The sequence below is a fragment of the Vreelandella zhaodongensis genome (genome assembly GCF_013415115.1).
Lineage (GTDB): Bacteria > Pseudomonadota > Gammaproteobacteria > Pseudomonadales > Halomonadaceae > Vreelandella > Vreelandella zhaodongensis.
Window position 1 is genome coordinate 263978 of the sequence record NZ_JACCDD010000002.1, and the last position, 26997, is coordinate 290974.

At 54.5% G+C, this 26997-nt stretch carries 17 protein-coding genes; 7 read left to right on the forward strand and 10 right to left on the reverse strand.

Annotation, left to right across the window (positions count from 1 at the left end; genetic code table 11):
* Positions 1 to 99: 99 nt before the first annotated feature.
* From HZS79_RS04625 to HZS79_RS04635, 3 genes are read right to left on the reverse strand one after another with little or no spacing between them, the layout of a single operon-like run.
* Positions 100 to 2319, reverse strand: a complete 2220-nt coding sequence (locus HZS79_RS04625) for a bifunctional UDP-sugar hydrolase/5'-nucleotidase (protein WP_179927173.1) — start codon at positions 2317 to 2319, stop codon at positions 100 to 102.
* Positions 2320 to 2339: 20 nt separating this feature from the next.
* The gene (locus HZS79_RS04630) at positions 2340 to 4664 is read right to left on the reverse strand and encodes a hypothetical protein (protein WP_179927174.1); all 2325 of its coding nucleotides are present in this window, start codon (positions 4662 to 4664) and stop codon (positions 2340 to 2342) included.
* A complete protein-coding gene (locus tag HZS79_RS04635) occupies positions 4661 to 10123 on the reverse strand; it encodes a vWA domain-containing protein (RefSeq protein ID WP_179927175.1) in 5463 nt (1820 codons plus the stop codon). Before HZS79_RS04635 ends, HZS79_RS04630 begins: the two co-directional genes overlap by 4 nt.
* Before the next feature lie 195 nt (positions 10124 to 10318).
* Between HZS79_RS04635 and HZS79_RS04640 the strand changes: the two genes are divergently transcribed.
* Genes HZS79_RS04640 through HZS79_RS04650 form a run of 3 tightly spaced genes read left to right on the forward strand, consistent with a single transcriptional unit; the run spans position 10319 to position 13691 of the window.
* Entirely contained in the window at positions 10319 to 10849 is a 531-nt protein-coding gene (locus HZS79_RS04640) for a putative pterin-binding protein (protein ID WP_179927176.1), read from the forward strand.
* On the forward strand, positions 10846 to 12633 hold the full coding sequence (locus tag HZS79_RS04645) for a sensor histidine kinase (RefSeq protein WP_179927177.1): 1788 nt from the start codon (positions 10846 to 10848) through the stop codon (positions 12631 to 12633). The genes HZS79_RS04640 and HZS79_RS04645 overlap by 4 nt, the downstream gene beginning before the upstream one ends.
* Positions 12627 to 13691, forward strand: a complete 1065-nt coding sequence (locus HZS79_RS04650; RefSeq protein WP_179927178.1) for a response regulator — start codon at positions 12627 to 12629, stop codon at positions 13689 to 13691. The genes HZS79_RS04645 and HZS79_RS04650 overlap by 7 nt, the downstream gene beginning before the upstream one ends.
* Before the next feature lie 75 nt (positions 13692 to 13766).
* Here HZS79_RS04650 and HZS79_RS04655 read toward each other — a convergent pair whose 3' ends face one another.
* On the reverse strand, positions 13767 to 15041 hold the full coding sequence (locus HZS79_RS04655) for an O-acetylhomoserine aminocarboxypropyltransferase/cysteine synthase family protein (RefSeq protein WP_162216996.1): 1275 nt from the start codon (positions 15039 to 15041) through the stop codon (positions 13767 to 13769).
* Between the two features lie 247 nt (positions 15042 to 15288).
* On the opposite strand from HZS79_RS04655, the gene HZS79_RS04660 reads away from it, so the two are divergent.
* Together HZS79_RS04660 and HZS79_RS04665 are read left to right on the forward strand one after the other, a co-directional pair.
* Positions 15289 to 16050, forward strand: a complete 762-nt coding sequence (locus HZS79_RS04660; protein WP_162216995.1) for a M48 family metalloprotease — start codon at positions 15289 to 15291, stop codon at positions 16048 to 16050.
* Between the two features lie 181 nt (positions 16051 to 16231).
* Positions 16232 to 17386 (forward strand): linear amide C-N hydrolase, encoded by a 1155-nt coding sequence (locus HZS79_RS04665; protein ID WP_162216994.1) that lies wholly within the window; start codon positions 16232 to 16234, stop codon positions 17384 to 17386.
* 107 nt (positions 17387 to 17493) lie between these two features.
* Here HZS79_RS04665 and HZS79_RS04670 read toward each other — a convergent pair whose 3' ends face one another.
* From HZS79_RS04670 to ccoG, 4 genes are all read right to left on the reverse strand, one after another.
* Positions 17494 to 18258 (reverse strand): alpha/beta fold hydrolase, encoded by a 765-nt coding sequence (locus HZS79_RS04670; RefSeq protein ID WP_218927935.1) that lies wholly within the window; start codon positions 18256 to 18258, stop codon positions 17494 to 17496.
* A gap of 90 nt (positions 18259 to 18348) precedes the next feature.
* On the reverse strand, positions 18349 to 20106 hold the full coding sequence (locus HZS79_RS04675; RefSeq protein ID WP_179927180.1) for a sensor domain-containing protein: 1758 nt from the start codon (positions 20104 to 20106) through the stop codon (positions 18349 to 18351).
* A 168-nt stretch (positions 20107 to 20274) separates the two neighbouring features.
* Positions 20275 to 20610 carry a hypothetical protein gene (locus HZS79_RS04680; protein ID WP_179927181.1) on the reverse strand — a complete coding sequence of 112 codons (336 nt, stop codon included), beginning with the start codon at positions 20608 to 20610 and terminating at the stop codon, positions 20275 to 20277.
* A gap of 66 nt (positions 20611 to 20676) precedes the next feature.
* Positions 20677 to 22140, reverse strand: coding sequence for a cytochrome c oxidase accessory protein CcoG (gene ccoG / locus HZS79_RS04685; protein ID WP_179927182.1), 1464 nt, complete (start codon positions 22138 to 22140; stop codon positions 20677 to 20679).
* A 308-nt stretch (positions 22141 to 22448) separates the two neighbouring features.
* Here ccoG and mapR point away from each other — a divergent pair, with 308 nt between their 5' ends.
* Complete coding sequence (gene mapR / locus HZS79_RS04690; protein WP_179927360.1) at positions 22449 to 23858, forward strand: GntR family transcriptional regulator MpaR; 1410 nt, start codon at positions 22449 to 22451, stop codon at positions 23856 to 23858.
* A gap of 272 nt (positions 23859 to 24130) precedes the next feature.
* Positions 24131 to 24982, forward strand: coding sequence for a sensor domain-containing diguanylate cyclase (locus HZS79_RS04695; protein ID WP_162216990.1), 852 nt, complete (start codon positions 24131 to 24133; stop codon positions 24980 to 24982).
* A 36-nt stretch (positions 24983 to 25018) separates the two neighbouring features.
* On the opposite strand, the gene HZS79_RS04700 is transcribed toward HZS79_RS04695, so the two are convergent.
* Positions 25019 to 26332: an MFS transporter gene (locus HZS79_RS04700; protein ID WP_162216989.1), complete on the reverse strand. Its 1314-nt coding sequence runs from the start codon at positions 26330 to 26332 to the stop codon at positions 25019 to 25021.
* A gap of 353 nt (positions 26333 to 26685) precedes the next feature.
* A complete protein-coding gene (locus HZS79_RS04705) occupies positions 26686 to 26892 on the reverse strand; it encodes a cold-shock protein (RefSeq protein WP_038478993.1) in 207 nt (68 codons plus the stop codon).
* Between the last annotated feature and the right edge of the window lie 105 nt (positions 26893 to 26997).

Consider the following 26997-nt stretch of genomic DNA (forward strand, 5'->3'; position numbering starts at 1 on the left):
CATGCTTGACAGTGGTGCCCCGTTTAAACGAACAGGCCACCGTTAATTTTTCACTACTCAATGGCTATAGTGTGTGAACAAATAGTCCGGCACTCCCGTTCATTCAGCGATGACTTGATTGACATCCCAAATGATCGTTTGGGACGGGTTGGCATCAAGCCCACGTACGTCGATCACCCCTTCGCCCTCCGCTTCATCGAGCGGAAAATGCAGCCACATGCGCCGTGGTTCTCCGGGTGGCAGGTGGGCATTCCAGGCCAGCGGCGTGCCGTAGGGGTCGGTAATCGCCGTTGCTGATGTACGCTGATCTGACGAGGCTGGGGTAACCCCCAGACGGTCTTCCATGGGCCAAAAACCGGGTCCTTCGGTCTCATTAAAGACTTCGACCTCCACCTCAAGCCCCTCGTTGGTGCGCTCAATATCGGTCACTCGAACACGTAATTGCTTGAGGCCGAAGTCGATGATGGTGTCACGTTCGCGGTAAACAAAGTCCTTGGCGCTGTCGCCGAAGAACATCGGGTCGGGAAATCCTTGAACGCCCTCTGTAATGGTGCCGAAATTGGGGAAATAGAGGGCGACCCGATAGGTGTCCACTGGCTCGGGCAGTGAGAAGATCAGCCGCCCCCCCGTCAACATATCAGGTAGGAACGCGGGGATACGCTCAAGATCGCTGAGTTCCCAATCCGGCAGGTAGACGTAGCCATCCGAGCTGACCAGCTGGATGTGCTGATCGGCATAGAGATAGGGCACCGCTCGAGGCGTTTCGACCGTCTGGTCGGGATCGGCATTGGCGTCATGATGGTTGGCTGGGTTAGTGCGCGTCAGTCGGCTTCTGCCGAGCAGTTCCACCGCCACAAAGCGTCGATTATCGGCTGCTTGGTTCAATTGAGCCGCCTCGACGTCCTCAATACTGGCAACACCGAGCTCAAGAAAGTCATGCCGCTGAAAGTCGATATCAGGTGGCACATCAGGGTCAGGCTCTCTTTCCTGTAGCGCCAGCGCCAGTACCGGATATTCAATATGGTAAAAGCGCAGGGATAGTGGATCCGACACGCCCTTTGGCAGGCGATACACCACCTGACCACGGCGGATCTCTCCGGGTTGCGGCAATATGAAGGTATCGGGCAATAGCTCAGCGCCGTTCAGCGAGTCATTGATCGCCGCATGGGTTCTGTCACCGGACAGCAGCACCAGGTTCTGCGCCAGGTTGCCAACCCGCAGGGCACGCTGCCCACCATCCTGCTGAATCAGGTCAAAGGGTTTGCGATTCTCGAACAGCAGGTCAAGCACCAGATAGGCCTCGCCTTCTGGCGCCGTCTCCCCCTGCCACTCGGAGCGGGTTTCAATTCCCAGCAGGCTCAGCCCCATGACACGGTTGTACTGCTCGACCAGCAGAGTAGCCCGAAACGGCGGCGAAAGGTCAGGATCCCCTGCTAACACCATGTTGGCGCGCGCCTCACGATCTGGCCTTGCATGGCGAAGGCCAGCTCTCTCCAGAGCCTCTACCACTGCTTCGTTGGGCGGAGAACTCAATGTCACGTCATGGTAAGTAGCGGTCAGCTCAGGCAGGTTTAGCCGGATAAGTCGGCGCCCCTGCTGGCTACGCGCATCAATCACCGCCTCGGGCGGTGCGCTGTACAAGTTGCCGAAGCTGCTGCCCATCACAAAGGCATCGACACGCTCACCTACCTGGTCGATGAGTTGACGCAGGATGCCGTGATCGCCGGCGTAGAGCACGACGACTCGGTCAACATCACCAGGCAATCCCTCAAGGGACTCACTCAGCGCTTCCCCTGCCTCGCGCAGACGAAACATACCACTAAACGCCTGCCAGGCGGGCAGGTCATGATAGTCCGTCGGCACACCTGAGATACCGATAACCGCGATACGCTGGTTGCCATGCTCGACCACCAACGACGGTGGTACCAGCGGCTCACCCCGGACATCGACGAGGCTGGCCGAGACAAGCGGAAGACGTATCTTTGGCAGACTATCAACCAGGGCTGGGCTGACATCCCGCCAAGTCAGATGCAGGGCCTGCATGCCCAGTTCCTCCGCCAGCGCAAGGGTCTTTTGTAACCCCAGAACATCCACTTCGCCGCCATCGAGAAAGCCTCCAGCATCCAGCCAGATACCATCGGCGGCCGCCGCCTGCATCACGCCCACCTGCCGTGCCAGCCCCGGCGCCGAGGTCTCAGGGCACTGAAAGCAGGGCAGCAAGCTGCCGCGGATATCGCCGGTGATCCAGAGCTCCGGCGAAGCACCCAGTGACAGCGGGCTAACGACGATAAGCCACAGTGCAATCAACCCAGGTTTCATGTGCCTTACTCCCATGACAGCTAGGGCCCCAAGCGCGGCGGCCCACGACGTTGGCTAACGGCCTCTAGACAGTACTTGGCCCACTGCTGAATTAAGGCACGCTGGACAATCGCGTCAGTGAACTTCGAGATTACGAAGACGGATACGACAGCGGTACACAAGGCTACCGTGCCTTTCAGGGTCTTGGCCGCGCCGCCACCTGCGGCCCACTGCCACACACGGAACTGCGCCCGAAATAGCAGGCCGTACTCGGTCTTATTCCCCCACCCCAAGCCACCATAACCGAGGGCATGACCGCTGGATGGATCCACTACCCACCAAGCCAGCGGGACATTGATGTCCTCCGACCACTCATCTAGCACTGTGATAAGTGGGAAATAGAGGTGAAGTCCTTGGGTAAGCTGCGCCTGCATGGCCTGTTGCGAAAGCCTGGGCAGCGCGAGATCTGCGAGCCGGCTCGCTTCCCCCGGCGACAGCCAGAGCCCCACCTCACCACTGGCCATGGCCGTCTCCAGATGGAGGGCGGCGTTCTCGCCATCGAGCACCTTATCCCTGTCGGGTAAAGGGTTCCGTAGCGCTAAAAGCTCCGCTTCCAGCAAGGTTTCCAGCACCCCCTGCGAGAAGCGCAGCTGCCGAGCGTCGTCGTCACTCGGAACAAGGTGCAGAGGCACATGGGCCAGATCGATAGCGCGGTAGTCCCGGAAGCCCTCCGGCAGGTGTTTTAGCCCTACATGTTCGATCAGGAGATTAGGCTCACCGATATAGAAACGTTCAGGATTCAAGGACGCCGTAAAGCGGTGCCTGGCGAACTGCATTGCCGTCTGCGGCAGATCTACCAGCTCATGGATGGCACCGTCGAGTGTCTCGAAGTCGGCATCGTCCAGGGCCATAATCATGCCCTTAAGCGCATGGCTATTACGCAAGAAGAGACCCAGACCATAGCGCCATAGCAACGCCTCAGAGGGTTCGGCCACCTGCAGCAGGATATTGGAGTCGCGCACCAGGGCGACGGCGCGTTCAAGGCGCTGTTCGGGCTCAAGCTCGAAGGCTGACGCCTCCTCTGGAACTAGGGAAAACCAGGGGCGCGACAGCCGATTGAGAACCTCATCGCCATAACGATGGGTTACCTCCAGCGAGAGGCCGATAAAAGCATTATGGGACTCGCTCTGCTTAGCACGCCCACCAACGCTGATGCCCCCAAGCAGGCTGGTGGCCTCCTCCAGCTGCCTGGCCTGGGCAGGCAGCATCGGATCCCGGATACTTCCCTGTTCATCAATAAGATCCCCAAGTACCAGTTCTTCCCCGTAGCGGATATAGGGTATCCAGGCGGTATTGGCCAGAAGATCGTTTGCCAGCGCTTGGTCGGGGTCTCCTGCGTAAAAGTCGTCGACTTCGAACTGCTCTGGAACAACACCGACCCGAATGGCCTGCATGGCCAGGGCATGCGCTTCCAGATCATGCTCCAGCAAGGTGACCCGCTCGAAGCGGCCCTCTTGCCAGCGTTCAGCGATGACTTCAAGCTGGTAGCGATGAGCATAACGGCGGCTGGCGGCCGACAGACTCTGACTCTCGGCCGAAGGCGAGTCTGCCGCTGCGCTAACCATGCCTTCACTCAGGTCGGTGGACACCCAACGTCCCTGGTCGTTCTCCCACCAGACACGTACACGCGGGTCGGCCTCCCGCTCAGCTGCGGGGCTTATCTCATCCCAGGCAGGAAAGCCAGAATCCCCAGCGAGCCGTTCTATCAGACTGATGGCCCGCGCCTGAAGATCCTGATCGAAGCGGTTCCACACAGCAGGGTCAGGTCGGTCCGGCTGCAATTCGTTCGAGCGGGGACTCAAATGGTTAAGCAGTTCCTGCGTGTCTGCGGTTATCGATACCGGCTGCGGGCGGGGGCGCTCATCCAGTAACTGCACAGCCGGTGAAAGCTCCTGCACATCCATGACTTCCAGACGCACCGCGCGGCCGGACTCCTCTATCAGGCGACCCAGCAGCATGGCACGATCCAGATGATTGCCCAGCCGATCCTGCAGCACACCGAACGCGTCTCGTACCACGCCTTGATAAGGCACATAGGTGGTGTGCTCCTGCACCCAGCTAGCCAACTTCTCGGGATCATTGTCCACGACACCCAGTACTGCTGGGGCATCGAAGGTGCCATGGCGCATTACATCCCCTAGAATCAGGCGTACTTGGCGCTCGGTAGCACGTAGTTCAACGCTCAGCTGCTCTGCCGTTGGGCTGCTTTCGTCGGCCATGGCAACACTACCCAGCCAGAGCATGGGTGCCAGCAGCACTGTGTCCCGAATAGCGGTCAACATGGCGTCTAGCTTGGACCTCATCATTGTCCTTCCTCCCCCAGTTGAACCTCTACAGACTGGCGTGGCCCGACGTCGAAAGTCTGGCGCTGTATCCCCGCCTGAGTCTCCACCACTAGCTCGTACTCACCCACGTCCAACTCGATAGGATCGTCACCCACACGACCTCTAGCGACCTCACCACCGGCGGCATCCAGCACCCGCCAGGTGGCCGCCAGGGCACTGGCCAGGCTCTCGATAAGCTCATCGCCGTCATGGCTGTCGAAGTACTCGCCACCACCTAGTTCTGCGAAGCGCTCGAACTCGGCTTGCAGGCCGATCTCATCAATATGAAAGCCAACAATATTGAGGCGCACATCGATGCCCTCTTCTATTAGGTGGGCCACCGACTGCTCTAGGTCGCCGTCACAGGTCTCCTCGCCATCGGTGAGCATGACCACCAGCCGCCGCTGTCCCTGGTAATCCGTTAGGTCGTCGAGCACGGCATCCAGCGAGTCGGCCAGCGGGGTGCGCGCCAGGTTGATGGCCTGGATACCCTCGACGGCACGCCACACCTGTGCATGATTGTCATCACCAGGGGCAACCAGTAGCTCAGTGGCACAGCTGTGTGGCTCGGTATGGCCGAAAGCACGCAGCGCCACTGGCACACTCTGAGGAATGCGCTCATCAAGCACCTGCTGAACAATGCGCCGAGCGACCTCGATGCGCCGTCCGCCCTCCATCTGACGTAGCATGGAACCTGACGCATCAAAGATCAGGTGCACGACACCGGCAGCCACCACCGGCTCATCACCACTGATCACTCGTAAACTGCCCGGCTTAGGTGGCTCCTGGTAGCGGCGATCAACCTCCAGTGCAAAGGTGGTGGGCTGACGCAGTTCGCGCATCCCCTCCTCGAAGGCGCGGATAAGGTCGCTGCGCCCTGTGGTATAGCGATAACGGCCTCCGCCCACATTAGCCCAGCTGAGCATCTGATCCTGGTACCAACGGTACTCATCGGTGTCCCTTCGGCTACCATGGGTGATCTCGAGGGTAAAAATTCGCGGACGCACGCGTTCCAGGTCACGCCATACCGACATGTCACGACCCAGTTGCTCAGCATCAGTGATCAGAAAAATCACCTTCTCGCCCTCCTGGTGTTCCAGAGCACGAGTTGCACGCTTCAGCGCTGGTTCGGAATCGGAGCTAGAGAAGCGACCGCTATAGGCATTTAGCGTCTGGGCCACCTGGATGGGTGATTCCGCCCAGCCATCGATCAACAGCGGCCCCCCCAGGGGAAGCATATTGAACACTTCCCGGCCTGGCTTCAGCACCTCGGCAAAGCGATTGAGCGCCTGATAGATGGCAGGCTGGTGACTTGCCACGCTGCCGCTGCCATCCCAGAGAATCGCCACCGAGCGGGGCGGCTCAGCGACCACCAGCCGGTAGGTTCCTGGAGCAAGATCCACCGCCTCGGCGAAACGTTGGCCGCCCTCACCATCCTGCCAGGCGAGCGGCACTTTCGTGCCCTCATGATCCGTCAGACTCGCCTGCAACCTGCCACGCAGGGATTCCTGCAATGCGAACGCCAGGGTGTTATCGCCTTCCTCCAGGTCGATCCGATAGTGGCGCGCATCTCTCGGCTCTTCGACCCTTCCTGTGACTCGCCTCTCCAGCATTATCGGCGCATCGACATGGCTATGGGCGTCCTCAACATCGATCAAAGACAGCTCAACGGGGGGCTGCTCGGCCTCTAGCGGGCCACGGGAGTGATCCATGCCCCAATGCCCCAATACAGAGCGGCGGTTGCCCAGACTGTCCGCTTCGTAGGCGCTCAACCTTTCGGGAATACGCCAAGTATTCTCGCGCCGCCCTTCGCCTTCCTCAGGCTCGTCGAAAACCAGCCTGAGGTAGCGTACTCGGGGCGAGTCGGGCAGTGGCAGGTTGGCCACACCCTCGGCATCCCGTTCCAGCGTCCAGTCAGCTTGCCTTTCCCAGGGGCCCACCGGACTTTCAGTGGCAGTATAAACCCTCACCCGTTCGACGGGTTGGCCTTCCCAATCGAGGTTTTCGATCCACTGCAGTTCATCAATACGCGCCGCGCGCTGATGCAGGAAGGCGAAGACCATCTCGATAGTGCGCCCGCGGATACGCTGACCACGACGCACCTGACGCTCGCCCATGATGCCTCTTGCGGTGTAACGCTGCCCTTGGAATCCATAGAGCGAGGAGATATCCGGACGTGTATAGACCCAATGCCCGCCAAGCTCATGGTCGAGCAAATCATGGCGGCGCTGGGCCAGCTCACCCTCCGGTTCACCGAGCACCCGCAACAGCCCGCTACCATGAGCACGGCGGCGACTTCCCTCATCGCCCCAGACACTCAAAGGGCGCAGCTGGATATAGCGTGCATCATGGGGCGTCTCAAGCTCGAAAAATTGTTCGCCGTCACCGGAACCTAATTCCACGGTTTCAACTACCTCAAGGGTGCCATGACGACTCCCCAACGCTACCTCCACCTCGCGCCACCGGTCACCGTGATCGTGAGTCGAACGCTGGTTGAAAGCGATACCCAGCACTCGGCCGCCCTCGCCAGCCAAGCGAATTGGCGGCAGCGCGTCCCCTATATCGCTTGCCACCTGGATCGAACTGCCCGATCCAGCCATGCCGTCGAGCAGGAAGTGGGAGTAACCATGCCGGCGTTGCGACAGGTCGTCGATCGGCTCTCCACTATCAGGATCAACGAAGGTGGCACCGAGCGCCCCCCAGGCCAGATTGGCAAGCCCCTGCAATGGTTCGGGTACATCAGGCTTGATGAAGGGAGCGACAGGGGCTGCCTGAGGGTCCAGCGCCAGGTCCTGGCGAAGTACCTGCTCACCGGCTCTCACGAACAGCGACAGTGGCGAGCTGACTAACATGTTCGGCGGCAGCGTCCAGGTAAGCGGCAACTCACGCAACTCCCCCGGCGCTAACTCGATCTCTTCAGGCAACCCAGAAACCGTAGCACCGTCATGGCTGACATGGGAGTCCAGCGTCAGCGTCTGTTGTTCCTCGCCAGGATTCCTCAATATCAGCCGCGAACCCAGACGCTGCCACGTCGATGCAAAAGGTGGCAGGCGCTGAACGGCTGTTTCCAGACTTCCTTCCAGTGAGGGTGTTTCTGGTAGTGGATAGGCAGGATCCGAAATCGTCACGGATCGTGAGGCTCTGCCGAAAGAGACTTCCAGAGTGACCGCCTCGCTGCCCGGTATCGTAACCACATGACGACCACGACCTTCTGCATCAGCCACTTCCAATACGTCACCTGCATTGGTGCGAAACGCGAGGCCAGTATAGGCACCACCCAGAGAACGAACCCGGCCTTCCAGATAAACGTCTCTATCCTCTTTAGTCACTGGCAAACGCAGGAAACCACCGCTACTGCTGACGCCCCCCATATCACGGCTGATAACCGCATCTTCCGACAGCATCGGCGCCTCTTCAGGGCGCTCGGCGGGCATGGGCATACCCTCGTGGGTCCAGGGGTCAGTGATGGAAACTTGCGCCTTATAGCGAGATCGGGAAGCCTCCTCGCCCTGCAGCAGCATGATGTAGTCACCCGGCGGCAATACAGGGTCAATACGGACACGTTCGCCCTCATTGCCTGAGAGCCTGAAACGACGCTCGCCCTGCCACTCCAACTGCATCTCGATCGCACTGCCCTCGGGTGGGTCTAGCTCGAACACCACGCGATTATGTCCCGGCAGATGGAAATGAAAGCGGTCATGATCGCTCGAAGAATGAAAGGTGCCCTGCACTGGCTCGCCCAGCCACAGCGGGTTAGCATCGCGGTCATCATCATTAGGTTCCTGCTCGAAACCAGGCTGAGGCTTGCCCGTCGGTGAGGCGAGGAGTCGATAGTCGGTGTCTTCTCCCACAAGTCGGATAAGATAGCGACCAGGCAGCAGCCGCACATGCTCCAGCCAGAGATTCTGATTACCCCGACGCGGCCTGCGATTGTCCAGAAAGGCTGAATTTTCACCATCTTGATAGAGAGTAAGCCGTTCCAGCGGTAACTCACCCTCGGTGGAAATGGCCCACTGTTGCGTCTCACCGGTAACCTGCAGTGCAAACCAGGCCTCTTGGCTACCGTCGAAGTGCCCGTGGATGGATGAACCCGCCGTCAGGGGAAGCGCCCACTCACGGGCATCATTGGGGCGAGAGACCCAGCCCTCCGGTACTGGCTTGTCACTGTCCAGGCTCAATGTATAGGTCGCTGGCTCACGGCTGCGGTGGCGCAGCGCCAACCCGTAATCACCATCCGGAAGGGTCATCTGGGAAAACAATGTTTCGCTTAGTCCTGTGCGACAGATGTCATCGCGACTGCCGACCGCACTCAGGCAAACCTCAAGTTGGGCATCAATGTCCTCAGCGCTAACACCAAGCGTCAGCGCCTGATTCGCTGCTGCCGTGAAGGCGAGGTAACGACGCTCATTGCGAGCCATCGTCAGCGAAACCACCTCTCCTTCACCAACCCAGTGACGAGTCTCGGGGGAGCCCGCGAATGGAGTCTCCTCCTCTTTCTCATCCTTTTCTGCCACGCCTTCAGCGGCGAGTTCCTCCCGGCGCATTCCATCTACGTTAATACTGGCCCCCAGGCGACCAATGGCGCTACCTTCCGTATGACGCACGTGCAGCTGGCTACCTTCAGGCAGATCAAGCCGTCCCCACTGCTGTTGTAGCGGTGACCCTTCCACAGCCTCGGCAATCATCTCGCCATCAGCATCCGTAATCCATGCTTCGACGGCAGCACCCAGTTCACCGAATAGCGCCACTCGCCATAGCTGGTGCGAGTCGCCCTCTGGGATCAGAGGGATAGTAACGTCGGCGACATTGAGCTGGAAATACCACTGCCGCCCCGGCTCGACGGCGATGTCATCAGCGTCGTCTGGCCCCACAGTGCCGCGGATATTAATCCGGTCACCAGACGTTAAGGTCAAACGGTATGCGCCCCCAGCCTCTTTCGGCAAAAAGCGAATGAGATGCTCACCGGCTGGCACAATCAGCGACTCGCTAACCACACGATCGTTGCGCGGCGCGGCAGACAACGTCAGCAGAGATTTATCTTCGCTGACCTCGGTGACTGGGTCGGCACCAAAGGTCGCGACGCCAGAGGTGCTACCCCCCTTCTCCCCGGGCCAGAAAAGCTCCGCATCCAGTTCACTCTCACCATCGCCCTGAAGCTCTAAATGCCAGAGACGATCCGTCTCAGCATCGTCCAGCGACCAACGAAACAGGTCACGATTATCGCCATACACCTCGCCTACCAGCCGAGCTTCGCCGCGAAAAGGCTGTGCCTGCTCGGGGGTATCATTGGGCGCCTGCACAAAAACCATCTGTGGATAAGCTGAAGCCCTTGCAGGCCATATCACGGCCAGCAACACCAGCAAAAACAAACAACGTTCAACGTTAGCTTGAGCATTTTTCAGGCTGTTCGCCGAACGCACTGTCGATGAAGTTACCCACATAAGACTGACCAGCCCGTTACATTTTTTATTAAAGCTAGCACTCTCCTTAACTACCGCCCCCTTCGTTTGGATAGGGCACAAGCACTAACGCTATTTTACAAACCTAAACACTTTGCTAGAGTCATAATGACGGGTGTAATGCTTCTTCAGTAATGCCAACCACGCATTATCAATTACGCAATAGCGAACAATGACATGCCATTAGTTCACCTTTTGTCAGGCTTGCTGGCCACCGTTGTGCTTTCTACTCAACTGCTTGCGGATCCCCCCCTCTCTTCGGGTGAACGCCCATTGCCCATGCCTTCAGAACGCGTCATCCTGGTCATTGAGGGCAACATCCGTCACACGAACCTTGGTGACAGCGCACAGTTTGATGCGCTAATGCTTGATGCTCTGACAACCCACACCCTGGCCACTGAAACCTCGGTGACCGATGGGGTTAATCACTTTGAAGGCTTTTTACTGCGTGACTTGCTGGAGTGGGTAGGTGCAGACGGGGAGCAGGTCGTTGCCACCGCGTTGAATGACTACATCGTTGAAATCCCGCTGGACGACTTTTATCAATACGATGTGCTGGTGGCGACCCATATGGATGGCGAAGCGCTGACACCCCGTGATAAAGGGCCGCTGTGGATTATTTATCCCCGCAGCGACCACACAGAGTTGCAAGATATTCGTTACGACTACCGCTGGGTGTGGCAGCTCAACGGGTTGACCGTGGAATGATCCGCCTCCCTTCCCGGGCGCGGGTTTACTGGTTGCCGCTGGTGGCAATTGGTTTGTTTGTCATCCTGCTATTCTTTTCTTTAATGCGCCTTGGCGAGGTCGAGAAAACGATGCGCAGTCATGTGGATGAAAACATGCTGTGGGTCATCGCCCAAGCGCAGCTAGCCAGTCATCGTCTACAGGAAGCGGTGCACCGCCATGCAATGAATGACCCTGACGCCCAGCCAGAGCAACGCCTGGATGTGCTCTACAGCCGCCTAACCCTGATGGATCAAGGCCCACAGCGTCGCTATATTCGCGCTCTAGGGTTTGAACCGCTGCTCGATGATACCCTGGAGCAATTAGCGCAGATCGACAGTCTGCTACCGCTGTTCTTGCTGGACGAGCTCACCTCGGACGACATGTACCGCAACATTCAGCCGCTGCTTACCACATTAAACCGCATGGCCAACGCGGTCATGATGGCGGAATGGGAGTCTACCGGCCAGCGCCTGGACGACTACCGCGATAGCCTGATGCAGGTAATTTACTCGGCCGTAGGCATCCTGGTTACCGGCCTGCTATTAGCACTGTTATTGCTATGGGCGCTGAGCAAACGCCGCCAAGCACAGGAAGCGCTTACCCAGCACCTTGATCACCTGGAAGACGTTGTCAGCGCACGTACCCAGGACTTAGAAGAGCAGCGGCGCAGGCTGGCAGATTCGATTAACACAGCGCCCGATGGCTTTGCGGCCTTTAGCGCCAACGGGCAGTTACAGTTAATCAACTCGCGTTTAGCACAGCTACTCCCCGAGACAGAACGCATCTTCTCCCCCAGCACCCCCTTGCCCGATGTGGTGACGAGGCTCTGCCAAACCTGCGTTAGCACGTCTGCAACACTCCCCCTTCACCAAGCCAGCTCACAATGCGATATCGAACTTGCTGGCGGCGAGTGGCGACAATTGACGTTGCGCCGAACGCCGTCCGGTGGGCACGTCATGCGCCTTGCTGATATTACACCCTATAAAAAAGCGGCCATTGCCCTGGAAAATGCACTTGAGCGAGAGCGTGGCGTCAGTGATTTCTACCGTAGCTTTGCCGCCATGGTGTCCCACCAGTTCCGCACCTCACTGGCAGTGATTGATTCCGGCCTACAGCGCTTGATGCGCCACCCCACGGGCTATACAACAGAAGAGCGCAAAGCCCGCTATCAGCGCCTGCGCGATACCGCCACTCATATGACTGAGCTGGTTGATGCCTCGCTGTTGACCGCACAGCTCGATGCGGGCCAGGTACGCAGTTATCAGCAGCCACACGACCTGATTCAACTAGCCAGAAAGGCCTGCCACCTGCACCAGGAGACATCGGACAATGATCGACTACCAATTAATGTGGTGCTTCCACCAGCACTCAAAACGCTGCAGGTAAGCTGCGACAAAGCGCTAACCGAGCACATTATTGATAATCTGCTGACCAACGCTCGCAAATATTCACGCTCAGGACACCCTATCAATATCGAGCTATCACACGATGCTCACTGGGCTTACTGTCGCGTCAGTAACCAGGGGGACGCCATACCAAGCGCCGAGCAGCCGCATATTTTCGAACGCTTCTACCGCGGTGCCAACGGCGCCGACCAGCAGGGGCTTGGGCTAGGGCTCAACATTGCCCGCACACTGGCCCGCATTCAGCAGGGTGAGCTGGTATTGCTCAGCTCAACCCCTGAAGCAACCACCTTCCAGCTCACCCTGCCCCAAGCACAGACACAGTCAGATACGTGGTGCAATAAGGAATCAATATGCTGAATGAACGCGCGCCGTTAGTGCTATGCGCTGAAGATCACGAAGAGCTACGCCGCGATTTATGCGACGAGCTGCGCGAGGCGGGCTACCGCGTGGTGGAAGCTAGCGACGGCGAGGAAGCGCTGGCGCATTTGAAGGCGATGCCCGATGTGATTCTGTGCGATATCACCATGCCACGCCTGAACGGCTATGCCCTGCTGGAGCAGGTGCGAAATGGATTTCCAGAGCTTGCGGATACACCGTTTATTTTTCTGACCGCGCTGTCAGACCGCTTTGACATTATCGAAGGCAAACGTCTAGGTGCCGACGATTATCTGGTTAAACCGATTGACTACGACTTACTGCTGGCCACGCTAGAAGCGCGCCTGCGCCAAGTAAGCCGCATGCGCGATAAAAGCACGCGAGAGCTCGACCATCTGCGCCAAGGCATCCATCATCTACGTAGTGAGATCAGCGAGCACGCCTTTGCTGCGGCCAAAAGCGCGCTAGACCTGATGGCCGCCGGTGTAGTACTGCTGGATAACCGCGGCCAGCCACTGCTGATCAACCGTGCGGCCTTGAGGCTCAACCTGGATAAACCACCGTTAAACGGAGTTCCTAGCTTGGAAGGCATCAGCGACACGTCCAGCCAACAGTTACATCAAGCGGTGCGAAGAAACTTAGTTGCTAACCGTCTTAGCGCTGAAAGCACTGACTGCCTACGCCTTTCCCGCCTAGGCGGGCACAGCGACCTCATGCTATTTATCTGCTCGCTCGCCAATGGCGCGCCCAACGCTGATAGCCCCGCCGTGGCCGTCATGCTGATCGACCCGAATCAGCGCGTTCAACTACCGGAGCCACTACTTGCCGAGCTATTCGGTTTTACCCCGACCGAAGCGACTATCGCCACGCACTTGGCCGAGGGGCAACGCAAGGAAGATATTGCCGAGCTGTTGGGCGTTTCCGCGACAACGGTGGCCTTTCATCTGCGCAACCTGTTCCAAAAAACCGACACCCGGCGGCAGGCTGAATTGATCGCGGTGATACTGGCTGGCTCAATGAGTCTATCTATTCAGAGCTGATTCAAACAACGCAATAACGCTAGGCGGTCACCTAGCGTTAGAGAAAATGCGAACAGCTTCTGAGACAGAGATGCTTTACCCTTGAGAAGCCGCTAACGCTTGATCAATATCTGCTAGCAGGTCGTCGATATGCTCAATGCCAATCGACAGACGAACCATATCAGGAGAAACGCCTGCGGCCTTTAACTCCTGCTCGTTTAACTGGCGGTGGGTGGTAGATGCCGGAATGGAAGAGCAGCTCTTGGCATCGCCGATATTCACCAAACGCAGAATCAGCGCCAGAGCATCGTAGAAGCGCTCACCAGCGGCCTGCCCCCCTTCAATACCAAAGCTAAGAATCCCCGAAGCGTGACCATGCATATAGCGCTGGGCCAGCGCATGGTCAGGATGGTTTTCCAAGCCCGCATAGTGCACCCACTTCACCAGCGGATGGCTTTCCAAGTGCTTGGCAACGGCTAACGCGTTGGCACAAATGCGTTCAATGCGCAGTGACAGCGTTTCTAGCCCCTGCAGCAGGTTCCAGGCCGCCTGGGCAGAGAGCGCCGCACCCATATTACGCAGCGGTACTACCCGTGCACGGGCGATAAACGCCGCCTCGCCCACATCACGGGTATAGCTCACACCGTGGTAGGAGATATCCGGCTCGTTTAGCAGCGCAAAACGTTTCGCATTGTCCGCCCAGGGGAATTTGCCTGAATCAACAATCACACCACCTACCGTGGTGCCATGGCCACCGATATATTTAGTGGCCGAATGAACGACAATATCCGCCCCGTGCTCAATGGGCCGGCACAAGAACGGCGTTGCCGTGGTGTTATCCACAATCACCGGTACCCCATGGCGGTGCGCTGCTTCAGCCAATTTTTGCAGGTCTACTACGCCACCGGATGGATTACCGATGCTCTCGCAAAAAACCGCTTTGGTGCGCTCGTCAATCAGCGCTTCAAGGCCGTCGATATCATCTTTGTCGGCGAACCGCACCTGAATGCCTTGGCGGGGCAAGGTGTGGGCAAACAAGTTGTAAGTACCGCCATACAGCTCGCTAATCGAGACGATATTATCGCCCGCTTCAGCGATGGTTTGGATCGCATAGGTAATCGCCGCCATGCCAGAGGCCACCGCCAACCCCGCAATGCCGCCTTCTAGCGCGGCCACCCGCTGCTCCAGCACGGCGCACGTTGGGTTCATAATGCGCGAGTAAATATTCCCTTCCACTTTCAGATCAAACAGATCCGCCGCGTGTTGGGCGTTATCAAATGAAAACGACGTGGTCTGATGGATCGGCACAGCAACAGCATTTTGTGAATCAGGCGCATAGCCATGGTGAAGGGCAATGGTTTCAGGCTTCATAAGAACGGCTCGCTAATTGATGAAGGATCATCCTTGATCCTAAACAAGCGCCACTCTGAAGGCCAACGTCGTTTAGTCGGGGTAGATAAACTTGATGTGCCAAATGTTGCACTTGTTCATGAAGACAGCCCCCATACGTTGTTTGAAGCATAGAGCTGCATACCGATATACAGTATAATTAGCGCGCTTTTATAAGCGCCATGTTGAATTCACAACGTCTTATTATTTATCGACAAAGGAACTGGCGATGCAAACAACGCCCTTAGTACGCTCTACATTCTGCATTTTAGGTTTAGCCACCGCACTGACTCTCAGCGGCTGTCAATCAGGTGCAGACATGGGCGGTATGCTCTCCGCAGGTACCGGTCTGGCAGGCGCTGCCACCATGAGCGACGAGCAAATGCAGCAACTCGGCGACCAGACGATTGCCCAGCTTGATGCAGAGAACCAGCTAGTCGCCAGTAACAGCCAGTATGCCGAGCGGCTAGCAAGCCTGACCCAAGGCTGGGAAAACGTCGACGGACACAGCCTTGAATACAATGTCTATCAGCTGGACGACATTAATGCCTTTGCGGTGCCCAACGGCTCTATCCGGCTACATACCGGACTGATGGACAACATGACCGATGACGAGGTGCGCTACGTTATCGCCCACGAGATTGGTCACGTCGTACTGGGACACTCCAAACGCGCTTTCCAAGTTGCTTACGCTGCCTCTGCCGCACGTGAAGCCGCCGCCGCCAGCGGAAGCTCTTCTGCAGCCGCGCTTTCAAGCTCTGAGCTTGGCGAGTTGGGCGAAAAGCTGGTGAATGCCCAGTTCTCCCAACGTCAGGAAAATGAAGCCGATGACTACGCCATCGAGCTGATGCAGCGTTATGACATGGATGCCAGTGCCGCCGTCACCGCCCTACGCAAGCTGGAAGCAAAATATGGCAATAACAGCAGCTTCTTCTCCAGCCACCCCGCCCCGGGCGAGCGCGCCGAACGCCTTGAAGCAAGGCTAAACTAAGCGCAACGTACTACCTCACAGCCTTGCCAAGTAAGTCCCATCGGATCTTACTTGGCAAGAGTACCTGAATTCAGAACACAAGCATTCACACGCATTACTGCGTTGAAAACGCTTGCTTAAACAAAGCTACACTTGATACTGGATTCTGTTGCCAACCATTGATGCTGTGAGGAAATATACGATGCTACCACTCTCTAAATCTCGTTTAGCGGCACTTTGTATCGCCATTGCCAGCACTGCTGTGGCGCCCACTGCATTAGCGTGCACATCACTGCTTTATACCGACTCTAATGATAAGTTCTATGCGGGCCGCACGATGGAGCTGCCTATGGAGCTGCCCTACAAGGTCTCCTACTTCCCAGCAGGAACAACCTTTGGGTCGCAGGCTGACAAGCACCATGTATTAGATTTCACGGGCCAAAACGCGTTTGTCTCCATCAGCGTGCCCGATCCTGTTTCAGGGGATGTTAAAGTAGCCGAAGGCGTTAACGACAAAGGATTAACCTTTAGTGTGCTGGCGTTCGCCAGTACCGAAGGCCCCGCAGATATGGTCGACAACACCCAAGCTGTGTTATCGGCTATCGACTTAGGCGCATGGACGCTATCGCAGTTCGGCACGGTGGATGAAGTGAAAGCGGCACTGGAGGAGCAGCCTGTGTTGGTAACCTCCCTACTCCCCCATGGCTTACTTAAAACGCCATTTCATTACACTTTGCACGACGCCACTGGAAAATCAATTGTGATCGAGTTTGCTAACGGTGAACAAAACATTATTGATAATCCGTTAGGCGTCATGACGAATGGGCCAGAATTTTCCTGGCATATGACTAACCTGAACAACTACACTTTTTTAAGCAATAAAGATCAATCCAAACTAGAGCTTAATGGCGTCAAATTTGTACAGCCAGACTCAGGCATCGCAACGGCAGGGCTACCGGCTTCTAACACCTCTGTTGGTCGGTTTGTACGTGCCGTTTATTACTCACAATTTGCCGAGAAAGCCAAAGATGCTGACAGCGCCATCACCACACTATCACGTGTAATGAATAACTTTGATCGGCCTCGTGGTATTACCATCGATAACCGCTTTCGCGACTCTATTGAGAACATTACTGCGCCAGGTGTGACTGACAATCGCGTTTATACGTCTGAATACACATCATGGACATCCCTGATCGACCTACAGCAGCGTCAACTCCACATTCGCACCTACGACAACCTTAACTATGTTCAATTTGATCTCGACGCTCTTTCGGACATTAATGAGGTGCGACACGTTGAACTCAAGGACGTAGCGTCTGGCCCACGTGATGCAACGGTTGCATTTCATCAATAGGTAGCGGGCTTTTTAACCAAATAATATCCACGCAATTTGTTGGTTGTGTATGGGCAAGAGCGCCGGTCGTAAGACGCTCTTGCCCAACCAAGCCTATAAGCTCATCCTCAGTCACTTAGCCAAGCGTTAATTTCTCGAACAACTAGCTCTGGATGCGTCATGTGAATGCAGTGCCCCTCGCTTGCCATAATACGCAGCGTGCTGTTAGGCATATGCGTATGGATATAGCGACCGACGTCTGGGCTGGCAAGGGAGTCTACTGCGCTTTGAAGCACTAGCGTCGCGTGTTTCGCTTCAGGCAGTAGATAACGATAGTCCGAAAAGAAGGTAGCTTTCGCAAATAGCTTAGCCACCACCGGATCGGTTGAGCAAAAGCTGCTGGAGAGGTCGCTTATTAATTCCTGGGAGCTTTCGGCCCCCATAATAAGAGGTGCCAAATAATTAGCCCAGCCCATATAATTTCGATCCATCAGACCGATAAGTTCTTCAAGGTCCGCTCGTTCAAAGCCGCCGCGATAGTCTGGCGGCATATTTAAGAAGCAAGGCGATGGGCAAACCATAATCTGACTGGAAAATCGTTCAGGACGGGCAATTGTTGCTAATAAGCCAATATTACAGCTAACCGAATGGCCAACAAAATGCACCTCACTTAAATCCAGAGCATCACAAATATCAGTAACATCTCGGGCATAGCCTTCTAATGTACTGTAGCGCGCCTCACTGAAGGCAGATATCTGTGATTGGCCTGCCCCCACGTAATCAAACAGAACGAGCGTGTAACTCTGTTCTAATTGAGGAATAAGGTGTTGCCACATATGCTGATCGCAGCCAAAGCCGTGAGCCAGCATCAGTGTTTTATTGCCAGATCCCATAACGGTTACTTTATTTCGAGCTATAACTTGCTCTTTCGTCAACACACAAGCTCCTCTCCACTGTCTCTACTAAACGTTAACGACTAAACTTTATAGGTCAGATTTAAAAATACCTGCACTTTTAAACTTTCTTTTAAACTCACCTTCATTCCACTCTTCTACCCATCTCTTAAATGCATTAGCGGGCATAGGGCGGGCAATGAAGTATCCTTGACCACACTCACAGCCAAGATCAATAAGCTGTTGGCTATGCTGTAGCGTTTCAACGCCTTCAGCGACTAAGTCACACTCAAACGCGTGAGCAAAACCAATCACGCCTTTTAGAATGGCTAAGTCACCAACGCTGGTCAGCATATTTTTTACAAAACTGCGGTCTATTTTGAGCGTATCGACCGACAAATCCCTAAGATGACTTAAAGAAGAATAGCCTGTACCGAAGTCATCTAACGAGATTCGTATTCCCATCATCCTGCAGACATTGAGCACCGAGTAAACATGACTAACATCCTCGATGGTGCTTGTTTCCAGAACTTCAAGCTCCAGCCGCTGCTTTGGTAGATTGGGGAAATCTGCAAGTAATTCACTCAAATCACTAAGAAACCGGGAATGCTGTAAGTGATACCCATCAATATTAACACTCACATGTATATCCAGGCCTTGTTGGAGCCACACTTGAAGCTGGCAAAGCGCGCTATTAACTACCCAACGCCCTAGCTCTACACCGGTAGAGGTGTTATTGAGAACAGGTAAAAAAGTGGCCGGTGCTTTCAAGCCTTCAGTGGGATGGTTCCAGCGTATGAGCGCCTCAGCCCCCAGCACTCTGCCCGTTAGCATATTGATTTTGGGCTGGTAATAAAGCTCAAACTGGTCAGCCTCCATAGCTACCCTAATGGCAGACAGCTCTGAATTCTTTCCTTTTTGTACTTGTTCGTTGTCCACATTAAATAGACAAATCTGATTTTTTCCTGCTAATTTTGCTTGATACATCGCTTGGTCAGCTTGTCGAATCAGTTGGTCTGGCTCAACTTCTTTCGATTGTGGGTACAGCGTTACGCCAATACTGGCAGAGAGCTTTAACAACACTGAATCTATATCAAACGGCTCAGCGAGCTTGCTGATCAGCCGAGACAGGGATTCTTCTACTAAATCCGCACTAAAACGACCATTTAAAAAAATCACGAACTCATCACCACCAAAGCGAGCAATCAAGTCGTCACTTCTTAGATTGTTAGCCAAGCGCTTGGCGACTAATTGGAGAATTTTATCGCCCATCTGATGCCCATAGCGGTCATTAACTTCTTTGAAACCATCTAGGTCAACAAACGCCAGAGCAAACGCCATACCGTCTTGCTTGAGATTCAGAATTTTCTGATCAAGGTGGTTGGTCAGCGCTGCTCGGTTAGGTAAGCCAGTCAACTGATCCGTGTCAGAGAGGGTACGCAATAAAGAGACCTTTTGCTCAAGAAGCTGCTTGGTTTCTGTTAGCTCTTCAAATAACTGGTCAGACCTGCTCGCACTGCTGATACTCCAAAAAAGTCGTTCATTGGCTCTACCATCACAATGAACGCTCACCACAATTGGTAACTTGCTGTTAGAACGCGTTATTAGAGATAAACGAATTTCATCACACTGCTTTTCACGTATCAGAATCGGCACTATATAAGTGTCATACATAATCTGTGACGCTTTGCTCAACAAAGTGAACAAATCAGCATCTAACAATTCATTCGTTGAATAACCGTGATACTGCTCAAGATAGTGATTACTATATAGAATCCGACGTTTATAGTCGGTCACCATGCACCCTACTGGGAAATCATCTAAAGAATATAGGTTGGATGTAACCATGCTCTACCTTGGAATATGACGCGACGACTCATGCGTAAAAGTGTTTTACATTTCACATAATCTCTGATTATTAGCCAAGTTGCTATTTTTATAGCGTAACCATTTGATACAAATTAACAAACAACGCCACACTGGAAATAGGCACGGCTAACCAGGCACCATTGATACTCAATAACTTGGCAAAAGAAGCAAGAAATGCACCTGAATGGCCATATTCCCCAATGTAATCATCGACGCGGGGCGTGTTGGGCCTAAAGACTGAAACCATGTAGCGGTGATCACCAAAAAGCCACCGACAAGAAGCATGACCAGCATGAAAAGTCGCAGCGCATGGCTGGTGGTTTCGGGTAAAGCCGTGTCTGTTTCGCTAGTAAAAAACTGAGCATCAAGCGCAATATGACTTACCGCTCCTATGCTCATCGCGAGTGCCCCAACATTGCGCACCAGCAACAGCAACGGCAACGGCAACGGCAACGGCAACGGCAACGGCAACGGCAACGGCAACGCGATACTGCCAGCACAATAGGGGCCTGCCAGCACCCAATTAAGAGAGCGTGATAGATAAAGCCACTACTCCCCTGATGGCCCCAGGAAGCGCGTTTCACTAACACTCGTTATCGATGGCTCTTCCAGCGATGTAAAGCGCAACTCAACGGGGTGGCTGGGTTGAGTCAGTACACCTGCTTCCGCTGTGAGCGCAAGGCGCAAGCTACGCGTCTCATTAGCGCCGACCTCAATGGTGTCCATTCCCTGCAAATGCAACCCAGGCAGCCCCTCTGCCGATAACGCATAGCGATGCGATTGGCCAGCTTGATTACGCAGCGTCACGTTGTAGTAATTGATGATGCGTCCATCTACAGTGTTTTCAAACAGCGTTTGGCGGTCTCGCGCAACATCCACATCAATGGGCACTCGGGTATTCAAGAAGCCAACTAACAGCACCACCATGGAGAGCAGCGCCACTGCGTAAGCGATTAGCTGAGGACGCCAGAAACGAGTCTCTTTCCCCTCCAATGCACGCTCCGTGGTATATCGCACGAGGCCAAGCGGTTTATTAATGCGTGCCATGACGCTGTCACAGGCATCAATACACGCGGCACAGCCAATGCATTCGTACTGCAGTCCATCACGAATATCGATACCTGTTGGGCATACCTGAACACACAGCTCACAATCGATGCAGTCACCAACACTGGGGGCCTCAACACCCTTTTGATGATGATCGCGACGTGGTTCACCACGCGCAGCATCATAAGACACAATCAGTGTATTAGCGTCGAACATTGCCGACTGAAAACGCGAGTAAGGACACATATGGAGGCATACTTGGTGACGTAGCCAACCCGCATTCAGGTACGTAAAAACCGTGAAGAAGCCGATCCAAAATAGCGCCCAGGGGTGCGCATTCAAGCTAACAAAATCTACCACCAATGCTCTAATCGGCGTGAAGTAACCGACAAAGGCGATCCCCGTTGCCAGCGCGATCAGCAGCCAAGCCGTATGTTTAGCGGTTTTGCGCAAAAACGTGTCAAAGGTGCGCGGCGCGTTATCACGACGTATGCGACGGTGCCGAGGCCCTTCCAAGCGATGCTCAAACCAGATAAACAGAAAGGTCCAAACGCTTTGCGGGCAGCTGTAACCACACCACACGCGACCCGCCGCTACCGTGATCAAAAACAGGCCAAACGCGCACAATACCAAGATCCAGGTGAGCAGGATAAAATCTTGGGTGTAAAACGTCGCCGCAAAAATATGGAACTCTTGCGCAGAAAGATCAAACCATATCAGCGGCCGGCCCCCCCAATTAATCCATGGCAAGACAAAATACAGCGCCATTAACAACCAGTTTGAGCAGCGCCGGATGCGTTGAAAAAAACCACCAATTTCTCGCACATAAATATGCCCAAGCTTGGGTGGCTTATTATTGGACGGATTGTTATTAGAAGGCTGGTGACGGGAATCATTAGATGAAGGCGAGTGGTGTTCAACCGCTGCCTCAGTGGTTAAGTTTTGCAATGGAATGCGTTGCGTCATACCGATATCCAGAAAAGAGGGAATGGAGGTCATACGGTCGAGGGGCGTCGCCGATTATTAACCACTACTATCCCCACTAAGCTGGGTTACAAACAGACGCAGTTTTAGAGAAATATTGCGTACCAGTTGATACCAACAGACCTATGAGCACGCCTTCTGATATGCTTTTTATTGATGAAATTGATCCTGTTTTAAGTTCCCCCAATGCGTCACAGTAACGTTTTCCAATAGCAGAGAGCCACACTGTGCCGCCTAAAGTTGTGATGGAGCACCCTAACGTTACACTCAACGTACCCACGGCCTACCCCATGAAACGCTACGAACAATTTGCCGATGAGATAGCCGCGCTGATTCGCCAGGGAGTACTTGGTCCAGGGGAACGTATTCCCTCGGTTCGCCAGGCCAGCCGTCATCATGGCATTAGTCCCTCCACGGTCTTTCAGGCTTATTACTTACTGGAAAACCAAGGGCTTATTACCGCGCGTGCGCGCTCAGGCTATTTTGTTCGTGAACATGCTCGGCGCTTGCTGGGCGAGCCACGTGTGACGCTGCAACCCACCGACCCAGCGGAAGTAGAAGTCAGCGAGCTAGCGTTCTCGGTGCTCGATTCCCTGCAGGATGACCGAACAGTACCTTTCGGTTCGGCCTTTCCCAGCCCTGAGCTGTTTCCGCTTTCTCGCCTGAGTACCAGCATGACACGGGGGCTACGCAAGCTTTCCCCCCAGCAGGTAGTGGCCGATATGACCACTGGGCATACCGATCTGTGCCGGCAAATTGCACTGCGCTACATGCTGGGCGGTATCCAACTGCCGATGGAAGAACTGGTGATTACCAATGGCGCAATGGAAGCGCTCAACTTAGCCCTGCAATGCGTGGCCCAACCTGGCGACTTAGTGGCGGTTGAGTCCCCGGCGTTTTATGCCAGCTTGCAAGTATTGGAGCGGCTAAAACTGCGTGCAGTGGAGATTCCAGTGCACCCACGCGAGGGTATCGACCTTGATGTGTTAGCAGAGCAATTGGCATCACTACCTATCAAAGCCTGCTGGTTTATGAGCCATCTGCAAAACCCGCTCGGCGCCAGCCTAAGCAATGAACGAAAGCAGAGCCTTTACCAATTATTAAAACAGCATCAAGTCCCCATGCTAGAGGATGATGTATATGCCGAGCTGTACTTTGGCAGCACACCGCCTACCCCAGTGAAAGCGTTTGATAATGAGGGTTTAGTCATTCACTGCAGCTCTTTCTCGAAATGCTTGGCGCCTGGCTATCGCGTTGGCTGGGTAGCGGGGGGGCGCTACGCCGAAGCTATTTCACGACTGAAGTTAATGACGACTATTTCGCCTTCCATTCCCGCGCAGGCCGCCATTGCCGACTATTTACAGCACGGCGGCTATGACCGTCACTTACGTAAGCTCCGCCACGCTCTAGAAGCCCAACAAGGCAGTATGCTGGCGTCTGCAGATCGCTACTTTCCCACCCAAACACGTATCACTCGCCCTGATGGCGGCTACTTTTTGTGGGTAGAGTTTCCTGAAAAAGTTGATTCACTACGCTTATTTAACATGGCGCTCGACCATGGTGTTAGCTTGGCGCCAGGCCCCATTTTCTCCGCAACTCAGCAGTTCCGGCACTGCGTACGCTTAAGCTATGGCCACCCGTGGACAGCACGCAGCGAGTGGGGCATGGAAACCTTAGGACGGTTATTAGCCCACTTGTAAATCCCTGCTGCCCTGTAGTTCGCCCAAAACGCTTTCTAGCTGATATGGTGTTTTAGTGAAAAACGGAGCCTGCTATGAGGCACACCTGTCGATAACGTCATCCGCTAAACAGTCAGACAAACCACTCGCCAATCGCCTAGGCTAGTTAATATGCTTACTTTTTCTGGTCAACGTATTAGGCGTTGACCCATGCGTTATGATCAGATGACGGCCGCCTTATTGCACCTTGGCAACTTGCCTATCATTGAACAAAATGTTAACCGGATTAGACTATGCCCGTTGACCTGCAAGCGCTCTATCCCAAGCTGGTTCATCTGATGCTGGATACTGTCTTCGTGGTTGATGGAGACAATCAGATCTTATTTGTGAGTGATGCCTGCGAGACCCTGCTTGGTTACCGTGCTGATGAGCTGACCGGCACCCTAATCACCAATTACATGCATCCTGACGACCTCGCGCTTACACAAGCATCCATTATGCGCGTGATGAGCGGTCAGCCCCACGTTGATTTCCGCAACCGATACCTTCGTAAAGATGGCGGTATCGTCCACATTCTATGGTCGGCTCGCTGGTCCGAAGAGGATGGAGTGCGGATCGGTGTCGCGCGGGACGTAACGGCTCTAATGGAAGCCGAGGCAGAGTTACGCTTCCTTGCTCATCATGACCCGCTGACGAAACTGACTAACCGGTCATTGTTCTATGACCGGCTAAACTCGAGCTTAAATGCAGCCCATCGGCACCAGAGCGGCTTAGCGTTGCTCTTTATTGATATTAATGACTTTAAGGGTATCAATGATGTCTATGGACACTCGACCGGCGACAATTTACTTTGTGCGGTGGCACGACGGCTGGAAGGCTGCGTACGTGAAACCGATACAGTAGCTCGGATGGGCGGCGATGAGTTCACTGTTCTGTTGACGGACATCCATTCAATGGAAGCCGTTACACGTAAGATAGATCAAATCATCACCATCATGGCCGAGCCGTTGGGCGCCGAATTCGGCGGGATAAGTATGCCCTCCTGCAGCATCGGCGTAGCCTGTTATCCCGCTGATGGGGAAGATGCCGACACATTGCTCAACCATGCCGATAGCGCTATGTACAGAGTCAAAAGGCGCCGGTAAGCAAATGACCACCGTGCTAGTGCAGCAATACGATTGTTAGGAGGTATTGGATTCTTCAGCGGCAGGTTCAATGGGCTCACCATTCTCATCCAGCAACTGGTGGTCATACGCTGCTTGAAGACCGGTCTCTTCAGCGGAAGGTTGCTCCTCTTGCCCTAATTCTTCCTCTGCACTCTCTTCTGTCCAATCTGCCCAGTAATCAATATGACCTGGATAAGCTGGCGATATAATCGCCACCACAATGCCAATAACCGCAAATATCGAAAACGCATAGGCATATCCAAAACCATCCACCAGCACACCAACAACCGGTGATCCTGCTGCCTGCCCAAGCGCGCAGGCCATGAAAGGCAATACTGGCCCCAGGGAAAGTCGCCCCGGCAATAGACGAATGCCGGTCATCAGATACAGTCCCGTTAAGCTCATGTAAGCAAGGCCAAATACCATGGCCGAAAACATCGCCAACCCTAGCTGACTTGGGCTAGCAGCAAGCAACACTAAGCTTGAGGACAGCATCATCAGCATCAATGCTTGCGTAATAGGAGGGTTATTACGGTCAGCCAAATCGCTCACTACGGCCCCCCCTAGACCTGCAACCCCCACAGCAAACCAAAGCCAACCGGTTTGATGTGGAGATAGTGCACCGAGGGTAACCACCAGATCTGGAGCAAACAACCAGTACGGCGCAGCCACAAAGCCCATGGCGAAAGCGAATAGAGAAAGCCGGGTAAGGCGCGACCACTGCTGTCGCGTGATCGGCGGCGGTGGTGCCGCATTCGCCGGCACAATCCGTGAAACCGAAGGGATAAAGTACCACGCTGCAATAACCCCCAAGCCCGCCAAAACAGCAAAACTCGAGTAGGTAAAGCGCCAAGCATCAGCCAAGAACACAACCGTCGGCACTGCTACAATAATGCCAATACTGGTGCCTGCATTCATAATAGAGCTAACGCGACCATGCATTGTTCGGCTCACCAACGCCTGCATAGCAGCAGTCAGAGCGGGCATCATCAGACCAGTGCAAATCCCGCAGACAAACACACCCACACCGAGCGATAAAGCACCAGACGACTGACTTATCAAGACAAGGCCGGCCACACCGAACCCACCCGATAGCACCGCCAAATTACGCGCACCGAGCCGATCTGCTGCAAGTGGTGCAAACAGCGTGGCCAATACAAAACTAATAAACGGCAGCGCCCCGATAATACCAACCAAGTACGCGGTCAGCTCTAGTTCAGCGCCAATGGAAGGTACAAATAAGCCAAACGCAAAGCGCGCAAGCCCATAACTAATCGCCACCAGCGCTGCACCAAATAGGGCAAACCCCATGTTCGACAAAGTCTTCATACCGAGTACTCCACAGCCGTCTACTGCATGTATACAAATTCACTTGGATTATTGTCGTAGCAACATCCGAGATGAGCAATGCTGATGCGCTGTTGTTCGAGAAAACAGCAGTAGCTAATCGATAGTGAAGGAAATGAAAACCATATATATTAGTTTTTTATCGAACCACACCGAAGAACAAAAAACGTGATTGGTGTAGTCATCTTGTGAGAACAACCTAAGGATGGCTATGGATGAACTCACAGACAATGAAAGTACAGTGAGCAAAAGTAAACAAACACAAAAAACCCCGCACTTGGCGGGGTTTTTTAAGCTTACCGAGCTAGTCGGTAGCTAATATCGCAGCATGGGGTTTATTCCACAACCTTGATATTAGAAGCTTGAAGGCCTTTTTGACCCTGAGTGACGTCAAAAGAAACCTTCTGACCGTCTTGCAGGGACTTAAAGCCTTCTGCTTGAATTTCGGAGAAGTGTGCGAACAGATCGTCGCCACTAACTTCAGGAGAAATAAAGCCGAAGCCTTTAGTGTCGTTAAACCACTTTACGGTACCAGTTGCCATGATCGAAATCCTCGATTTAGCGAAATTAATGCCGGGGAAATACCCGAGTTACAGAGGGCAGAACAAGAAACTTTCACCAGGCTCAACGCTAAAATGCTTCGATAC